Annotated in this window: 6 protein-coding genes; 3 read left to right on the top strand and 3 right to left on the bottom strand. The window is 69.9% G+C overall.

Features of this window, described 5'->3' with window-relative positions; genetic code table 11:
• The first annotated feature begins 106 nt into the window (after nt 1-106).
• Nucleotides 107-280, top strand: coding sequence for a hypothetical protein (locus tag AB0D28_RS29705; protein WP_357391209.1), 174 nt, complete (start codon nt 107-109; stop codon nt 278-280).
• A gap of 57 nt (nt 281-337) precedes the next feature.
• On the opposite strand, the gene AB0D28_RS29700 is transcribed toward AB0D28_RS29705, so the two are convergent.
• Nucleotides 338-2,779, bottom strand: coding sequence for an NACHT domain-containing protein (locus tag AB0D28_RS29700; RefSeq protein WP_357391207.1), 2,442 nt, complete (start codon nt 2,777-2,779; stop codon nt 338-340).
• A 28-nt stretch (nt 2,780-2,807) separates the two neighbouring features.
• Nucleotides 2,808-3,785, bottom strand: coding sequence for a patatin-like phospholipase family protein (locus AB0D28_RS29695; protein WP_357391205.1), 978 nt, complete (start codon nt 3,783-3,785; stop codon nt 2,808-2,810).
• A gap of 635 nt (nt 3,786-4,420) precedes the next feature.
• Here AB0D28_RS29695 and AB0D28_RS29690 point away from each other — a divergent pair.
• The gene (locus tag AB0D28_RS29690) at nt 4,421-5,227 is read left to right on the top strand and encodes an HAD-IB family hydrolase (protein WP_120572053.1); all 807 of its coding nucleotides are present in this window, start codon (nt 4,421-4,423) and stop codon (nt 5,225-5,227) included.
• Nucleotides 5,228-5,239: 12 nt separating this feature from the next.
• Here AB0D28_RS29690 and AB0D28_RS29685 read toward each other — a convergent pair whose 3' ends face one another.
• Nucleotides 5,240-5,986: an oxidoreductase gene (locus AB0D28_RS29685; RefSeq protein WP_357391203.1), complete on the bottom strand. Its 747-nt coding sequence runs from the start codon at nt 5,984-5,986 to the stop codon at nt 5,240-5,242.
• 220 nt (nt 5,987-6,206) lie between these two features.
• Here AB0D28_RS29685 and acs point away from each other — a divergent pair, with 220 nt between their 5' ends.
• Nucleotides 6,207-8,192 (top strand): acetate--CoA ligase, encoded by a 1,986-nt coding sequence (acs, locus tag AB0D28_RS29680; protein ID WP_357391201.1) that lies wholly within the window; start codon nt 6,207-6,209, stop codon nt 8,190-8,192.
• Nucleotides 8,193-8,800: the final 608 nt, after the last annotated feature.

Here is an 8,800-nt window from a genome sequence, read left to right as displayed (position 1 = left end):
GATACCGGAGACCTCGCTACATCTCGAACACCGACACGCCAAGATCCTCACCCAACAGCTCAAGCCCTCGCACGGACTTCGACACAGGCCCTAGGCCCACCGGCCGATGGCCGTGGTCGACTGGATCAACTACGAGCGCCGCCGGCAGCAGTACGCGGTGCTCCGGCCCGGCCAGTCGGACCGGCAGCAGACGTACGTCGGTCGTCCCTGGGTGGTGGCCGACGAGCGGGGCCGAGGACTGGTGTGTTTCGAGCCGGCCCGGTACACCTGCGCACCGTGATCCGCTGAGCCGTGCCGGGTGCCCTCAGGACGTCTGGCTGTTCGGCCGGGGTCGTTATCAGCCATCTGCTGTGGCACTGCGGACATGCGGCCCGACGGCCGCCCGTTCCTGGGCTTCGCGCGTCGACTCGTACCGACTGGTCGCCCTGGCCAGATATCTCTGCAACTCAATGTGACGGAACTGGTAGACCGCTCCAATCTGGCGGAGGACACCGAGGCGGTGAGCGTCGTCGACGAATTTCATGAGACGCCACGGCAAGTCACCCCGGACGGCGAGCCAGAAGCGGGCGATGACGAACGGGCCGTACGAGGACTGGACGCACGCCGCCACCAGCCCGACGGTCAGACCGGCGGCGAGGCCGACGCTGGGGCGTACGCCGAAGGCTGCGCCCAGGCCAAAGGCGAGTCCGCCGAGGGTACCGACCATGAGGAAGGTCCCGCGGTCGCGTTGGAGCACGCTCAGCGGGTCCGCGATCTTGTTCGGGTCTACGGTGGTGCCCTCAAGACCAGCGGCCAGGCCGCCGAGCACTCCGACGACGATGCCGGCGAGGATCCCCAGGCGAAGCTCGGAGCGCAGCCACACCTGTGTACCGATGGCGAGTCCGACGGTGATCCCGACGACGAGACCGACCTTTGAGTAGTGCAGGGCCCGCACCTCCCGGGCCGGACGGCGCAGGCCGGTGAGCACGACGACTGCGCCAGCTGCCAACCACGCGGCGACTCCGTCCACCAGACCCGCGACCACGCCCCTGCCCAGACCGGCGGTCAGTGCCACCGCCATGCCGCCCAGGAGGCCGCCCGCGAATCCCCGGCGTCTACCACCGATGGCACCGGCGCCGATGCCCGCACCCAGACCCCCCATGAGGCCGGCCCAGACCGGGGTGCCCCGCAGGACGTGGCAAAGCATCCCCCCGGCCAGCGCACCGAGAAGACCACCGACGAAACCCGCCGCCATGCCGCCCACGATGCCGACGCGTCGAGGCACCATCAGGAGTTGGAAGGTGTTCGGGTGCCGACGGCCCGATCCGTTTCCCGGGTGCCCGATCGGCAGAAACACCACGGCCAGGGCGACGAGGATGCCGAGACCGAGACCCATCCCGAGCGTGTCACCGAACGCGGCGACCAAGCCGACCGCGAGCGCGGGCAGGGCGCCGACCGAGAGAGCGATCACCGGAGCGCCGACCTTCTCGCGCAGCTCCCACCAGGCCAGGTCGACTACGGCCCGCTTCTCCAGCCAGACGGCGAGGAGGCCCAGCCATCTGATCGCGCGTTCCTTGTCACAGAACGGCTCGGGTTTCTGCCCGGGGAACTGCCGGTAGGCGGCGGGCAGGAACCCGGCGAACAGGTGCTGATCGAGCGCCGCCCGGTCCCGGAAGCGGTCGCTGTCGGTTAGCTCGTCGGGGTGAGGCAACTCATCCAGGGGCTCCTCAGAACGAGGGTTGTAGATCGCCCGGGCCAGGCTGATCTGAAGCGGGGTGGTGAGAACCTCGCGCAACGGCTCCGATCGGGTTGCGGCAGCGAAGACGCCCGACCACCGCTCCTCCCCGCCCTCGGCAGCCAGGTAGTAGCGAGCCGCAGGGAGGCGTACCGACTCGATCTCAATGGCCAGGGTTAGGTGCAGTCGGCCAGCCGTGCCGGGATTGTCGTCGACGAGTTCGGCGAACTCTTCCGTACGGGAAGAGAGCACGAAACCGGCGCCTCGGCGCATCTCGTTGTTGATGCCGTCGCGGGCAGCGGCGCGCAGTGCTGCGGGCAACTCGTCGAACCCGTCGAGGACCGGCAGGAGCAGGTCTGCGTCGATCAGTCGTCGTGCCCAGGTGACGCCCCGGCCATCGGTCTCCCCCAGTTGGGGGTGGTCGTTGGAGAGCCGCGTCTCCAGCCAGTCGTACAGACCGGTGTGTTTCGGGTCCCACGACGCGAGTGAATAGAGGACCGGGACAGCGTTGACGCCCTTGGGCGTGCCGCGCAATTTGAGCAGGCGCAGAACGAGGCGGACCAGCGCGACGGTCTTGCCGGAACCGGCGCCGCCGAGCACGAGCAGCCGCCGAGTCGGCGCCCGCCGCAGTAGCACCTCGGCAAGGTCGAGGTCGTCACCTGCCAGGGCGGTTGAGCGCGCCCAGCCGCCTTCGGGTGCCGGCCACCACTCACTTGCCGCAAGATGCAGCGTGCTGAGCGGGGTGGTCAGCTCCGCGGGCGCCACCTTCCAGCCCAGGGGGAACGGGCGCGGTTCGTTGAGGTTCCGCGTGCCCATCTCCGTCGTCCATTGACTGCTTATCGCGTCGGCGAGGTTGTTGAGCACCGCGTCCAGCGACGGCTGCTCGTACCTCTGATCGCGCTCGCGGACCGCAACGGCCAGGGCGAGGACGACGGCAGCCCCGGACAGTGCCCACTGGCGCGTTCCCCACTCGTCAGGAGTACCGCCGGTAGCAAGGTTGATGAGGGCGGGCACGACGACGAGGCCGATCAAGGTGCTGGGAATCACCGTCCGCCGCGAAGCCATGCACCCACGGTAGCGATCCGAGCAAGCCTCACCCTTGTTCGGCTGACCTGCGTCCGCTGATCGAAAAGTACGCCCCGTCCAGCGGTCGCCCGAACGCCTCGAAGATCGACTGATAGCCGACACGAGCCCCGTCCAGCAGCGTTCCGCGATCGAGCGTGAGCCGCCGTACCCGATGGGAGCCGGCGGCGGGTCGGAGCCGTAGAACGGACGTACCCCGCACGTCCACAGTGGTGCCTGTCTTTAAGAGCTGCTTGTCGGCCTCCCAGGCGATACGCGCCTCAAGTGCCGCGTCGCCGAGTCCCCGTGCCCACTGGTTGAGGGTGCGGTGCAGGACGAAGCTGGTCACCCGGTTCGCGTCCGTGGGGGTTCCCTCAGGAGCTGTATTGATCATCAGGACATGGGTGGCGCCATCGGCCAGCGCCGGATACAGGGGATCGGGCCAGAGCAGTCCGCCGTCGAGGTAGCGATGGCCATCGAGCCGGTACGGACGACCTGCGAGGATCGGCAACCACGACCCGGCCATGAGATAGCGGTGGATGTCCGGGGCGACATCTCGGACATCCAATGGCTCCGGCAGCATCGTGTCCACATTTGACAGGGCGATCCGCACGTCGAAAGGCGAGTCGGCCAGCGCGACGGTGTCGAGCGGAACTTCCTCCCGCATCACCCGCTCGAACACGTACGGCATGTTGAGGCGCGGTCGGTGCACCAGGTAGGCCGGATTAACGAAGCCGCGCGGAAGGTGGTCGTAGTAGACGGAGAGAGCATCCCAGCTGCCGCCTGCCGCGAAATATGCCAGATTGATGGAGCCCGAAGAGGTGCCGTACATCCGGTCGAAGACGCGGGTGATGCCCAGGTCGCGCAGTGCGATGAGCATCGCGCCCGACACCACGCCGCGCATGCCGCCACCCTCGAGGGTGAGCGCCAGGACATGGTCGTCGGGCTTTCCGGCGAGCCGGTCGCGGATGACCTGCCAGACGTCCGGCCGTGCCATTTCGTCGCTCACAGCCTCCACCTTCGCCCACCGCTGGGCGAGGCGGCAAGGGCGGCCGGTGACGCCGGTCGCCACCTGAGGCTGCCGGCAGGTGCCGCCGCCTCGTCTCTGGACGTCACCGATCTCGTGTTCATGCCGGTCGGTTCAACAGGCGTACCTGTGCCGCCGGGTGGATTCCGCCCTGCGCTGGCTGGCCCGCACCGCCGAGACCGTCGTCGGCCCGGCTACGCGCCCCGACCCGACCGGCTGGTCAGACCGCGTGAACTGAACCTGTCACCTACTGGTCCAGCAGACCGTCCCCGGGTGCCGGTGACCTGCGGTGGCACGCTCCCACCACAAAGGGACGACCCCCGTCGGGGGGAGACGGGGGTCGTCTTGTGGTTCGGCTCCGGGGGGGTCGAGCCGAACCGACTCAGCGGTTACGGGGGGTGCAACCGCCGAGGGTCGAGCGGCGCCGGGTATGCGAACTCCCGTCGCGTGCACAAGCATGCCGCAGTCGACCCTTATACGTCGAGTGTTGTTCACTCCACGCAAAGCTAAATTCATCGATAACCGCCTGTGACCGACGTCACTCCTCCGGGTGCTCATCGGCTTTCGCCACCCGGGCGGACGCCCGGACGTCGCCCGTCGGGCTAGACTTTCGCGCCGTGGGCCGTAGCGCCGCTTTCTTCGATCTCGACAAGACCGTCATCGCCAAGTCGAGCGCCCTGGCGTTCGGTCGGCCGTTCTACCGGGACGGGCTGATCACCCGGCGTGACGTGGTCAAGTCGGCGTACGCGCAGTTGATGTTCCGGCTGGGCGGCACCGACGAGCAGACCATGGCCCGCACCCGGGACTACCTCGCCACGCTCTGCAAGGGCTGGCCGGTGGAACAGGTCCGCCAGATCGTCGCGGAGACGCTGCACGAGCTGATCAACCCCTATGTGTACGCCGAGGCGGCCGCTCTGATCGAGGAGCACCAGGCCGCCGGGCGGGACGTGGTGCTGGTCTCGGCGTCGGGCGACGAGATGGTCCGGCCGATCGGTGAGCTGCTCGGGATCACCGACGTGATCGCCACCCGGATGGGTGTGGTGGACGGCCGGTACAGCGGCGAGGTCGAGTTCTACGCGGCCGGTCCGAGCAAGGTCGAGGCGGTCAGCGAACTGGCTCTGGAGCGCGACTACGACCTGGCCGACTCGTACGCGTACTCCGACTCGTACTCCGATCGGCCGTTGCTGGAGTGCGTGGGGCATCCGACGGTGGTCAACCCGGATCGGGCGCTGCGCAAGCTGGCGGTGGAGAACGCGTGGCCGGTGCTGGAGTTCCGGCACCCGATTCCGCTGGGTCGCCGGCTGCGCGAGCGGCCGGCGGTGCCGGTCGCCGCGGCGGCACTCGGTGTGGGCGTCGGCGTGGCCATCGGCATCGCCTGGTACGGCCGGCACCGCCGCACCCGCACCGCCGCACCCACCGCGTGACGCCCGCGCACCTCAGGACGCGGCGAGGATCTCGTCGCCGATCAGCGTGATCTGGTCGGCGCCGACCTCCACCGCCGTCATGTAGTGCCGCAGCCAGGAGCGCAGGCCGTCGGGCGTGCCGGTGGCGAACGCGCCGGCCGCGCCGACGTACTCCGGTTCGCGCTCGCAGTGCCCGACGTCGACCGCGACCAGCCCGCGGGGGTCGAACCCGGTGGAGATCAGCACCAGCCGGGCGGCGGCGCGGGCCACCACGCCGGACGGGCCCGGAAACGGGCGCAGGTTCAGCAGTTCGCCGTGGACGACGGCGGCCAGCACCAGTGGCGGCACCTTCGTGCCACCGGCCACCAGAGCGGCCAGGCCGTCGAGACGGGCCGCGACCACCGGGTCGGCGACCGGCCGGCCCAGTTCCTCCTCGGTGACCACGTCGCGGGCGGCGAGTACGTGCAGCCGGGCCAGCACCTGCCGGGGCGCCTTGGGCCAGAGGTCGCTCAGCCCGGGCAGCGCCCCGGCGACCCGCAGCGCACCTTGGAGCACCGGGTCGGTGACGGTGCCGGCGCGTACCTCCTCACGGTCGTGGGCGCGGCCCTCCAGGGCGGCGCTGGCCACGGCGGAGCGGAGGCTGACCTCGGCGGCGACCTGGCCGCCCTGGCGGCGCAGCGCACGGTGCCGGTGTGCCTGGTCGACCCGCTCGCGGGCCTGCTCGACGGCGGTGGCGACGTCGGCGAGCGCGAGCAGCGGGGCGAGCGGATCGGTGGTCACCCCGTCACGCTAGCGACCGCCGGGCTCCCCCCAAGCCCGGGGTTGTTAATAAGGGGCCCTTCCCCTACCGGAGGCGTTAATAAGGTGCCCTTCCTTACACCTCGGCGCGAGGGGAGGGCCGCTGGGCGCGCGGTGAGGGACGGGCGGTCGCGGGCACGGTAGCCGGGGCTAACCTTCCCCGCAGTAGGAGACGCAGGTCACGCGACGAAGGAGTCACCGCATGAGCGAGGCATTGGCCAACTTGCTGAACGAGACGCGCCAGTTCCCGCCGCCGGCTGAACTCGCCGCGAACGCCAACGTGACCGTCGAGGCGTACGAGGAGGCGGCCGGCGACCGGCTGGCCTTCTGGGAGCGCCAGGCCGGCCGGCTGGCCTGGGCCCAGCCGTGGGAGCAGGTGCTCGACTGGTCGAACGCCCCGTTCGCGAAGTGGTTCACCGGGGGCAGGCTCAACGTGGCGTACAACTGCCTGGACCGGCACGTCGAGGCGGGCCGCGGCGACAAGGTGGCGATCCACTGGGAGGGCGAGCCGGGCGACACCCGTACCGTCACCTACGCCGACCTGCACAAGCTCACCTGCCAGGCGGCGAACGCGCTGACCGAGTTGGGCGTGACCGCCGGTGACCGGGTGGCGATCTACCTGCCGATGATCCCGGAGGCGGCGGTGGCGATGCTCGCCTGCGCCCGGATCGGCGCCACGCACAGCGTGGTGTTCGGCGGCTTCTCCGCCGACGCGCTGACCAACCGGATCCAGGACGCCAGCGCCAAGGTGGTGATCACCGCGGACGGCGGCTTCCGCCGGGGCAAGCCGTCGGCGCTCAAGCCGACGGTGGACGAGGCGGTGGCGAACTGCCCGTCGGTGGAGCACGTGCTGGTGGTCCGGCGTACCGGTGAGGAGGTCGCCTGGTCGGCGAAGGACCACTGGTGGCACGAGACGGTGGAGACGGCGTCGCCGGAGCACGAGGCGCAGGCGTTCGACGCCGAGCACCCGCTGTTCATCCTCTACACCAGCGGCACGACCGCCCGGCCGAAGGGCATCCTGCACACCACCGGCGGCTACCTGACCCAGACGTCGTACACCACGCACGCGGTGTTCGACCTGAAGCCGGAGACGGACGTCTACTGGTGCACGGCCGACATCGGCTGGGTGACCGGGCACTCCTACATCGTGTACGGCCCGCTCTCCAACGGCGCCACCCAGGTCATGTACGAGGGCACCCCGGACACCCCGCACAAGGGCCGGTTCTGGGAGGTCGTCGACAAGTACAAGGTGACCATCCTGTACACCGCGCCGACGCTGATCCGCACCATGATGAAGTGGGGCGAGGACATCCCGGCCGGGTACGACCTGTCGTCGCTGCGCCTGCTCGGCAGCGTCGGCGAGCCGATCAACCCGGAGGCGTGGATCTGGTACCGGCAGCACGTCGGCCGCGCCGAGCTGCCGGTGGTGGACACCTGGTGGCAGACCGAGACCGGCGCCATCATGATCTCGCCGCTGCCGGGCGTGACCGAGGCGAAGCCCGGCTCGGCGATGAGCCCGCTGCCCGGCATCGTCGCCGACGTGGTCGACGACCAGGGCCAGTCGGTGCCGAACGGCGGCGGCGGATACCTGGTGCTGAAGGAGCCGTGGCCGTCGATGCTGCGGACGATCTGGGGCGACGACAACCGGTTCCTGGAGACGTACTGGTCCCGGTTCGGGGCGGGCGCGAACACCGGCGACGAGTGGGTCTACTTCGCCGGTGACGGCGCGAAGAAGGACGACGACGGACACATCTGGCTGCTCGGCCGGGTGGACGACGTGATGCTGGTGTCCGGCCACAACATCTCCACGACCGAGGTGGAGTCGGCGCTGGTCAGCCACCCGTCGGTGGCGGAGGCGGCGGTGGTCGGCGCGACCGACCCGACGACCGGCCAGGCGATCGTGGCGTTCGCCATCCCGCGTGGCAGCGCGGAGACCGCGGGTGACGCGGGCGAGCAGCTCATCGCCGACCTGCGCAACCACGTGGCGAAGACGCTCGGCCCGATCGCCAAGCCGCGGCAGATCATGCTGGTGCCGGAGCTGCCGAAGACCCGGTCCGGGAAGATCATGCGCCGGCTGCTGCGGGACGTGGCGGAGAACCGGTCGCTCGGCGACGTGACCACTCTCCAGGACTCCTCGGTGATGGAGTTGATCTCGTCGGGGATGAGCGGCAAGTCTGACGAGGACTGACCAGGAGGCTTCGGCAGCCCAGTGGTTGTGGTGGGTGGCGGTCCGGCGGACCGCCACCCACCGTCGTCTGCGCGTGGTGCCGTACGCCGGCAGGGACGGGGCAGCACGCGATCATCGGGCGTGGGACAATGACCTTCGTCGAGTTCCTTCGAACGGGGGTGGCGGAAATGGTCATGCTTACTTGACGCGGATGCATCCATAGGGACTTTCCGGCCACTCTTCGGCCAGGATCATTTCTCTTCACCTCATGTGCGGGCTGTTCATTGTCCACACATTGGTCGCTCCTTGGTGCGCAATATTCACCCACCGCACCCCGTGCGGATTCATTGTGCGCTCTTCCGCGTCGCCTCTCGAGGAATGCCGATGTTGAGAGTCACCATTCACGCAAGTGATCCCGCCGCTCGGCGCATGATCGCCGACCTCCTCACCTCGGCCGGCGTGACCGTCGTGCCGGCGATGTCCGGGGCGGAGGCGTCCGGGGCGACCTGTGCGGCGGGCTCGGGCCGGCCCGAGCCCGCCCCGCCGCCGTGTCCCGCCGCCTCACCCCAGCCACGGTGTGTGCGGGTGGTCGGGGGTGCGACGGCCGCGCGGGGGCCGCCCTGGCCGGG

The organism is Micromonospora sp. NPDC048169 (assembly GCF_040652815.1).
In the GTDB taxonomy this organism is placed as follows: domain Bacteria; phylum Actinomycetota; class Actinomycetes; order Mycobacteriales; family Micromonosporaceae; genus Micromonospora.
This window is presented reverse-complemented; position numbering and strand designations above follow the sequence as displayed.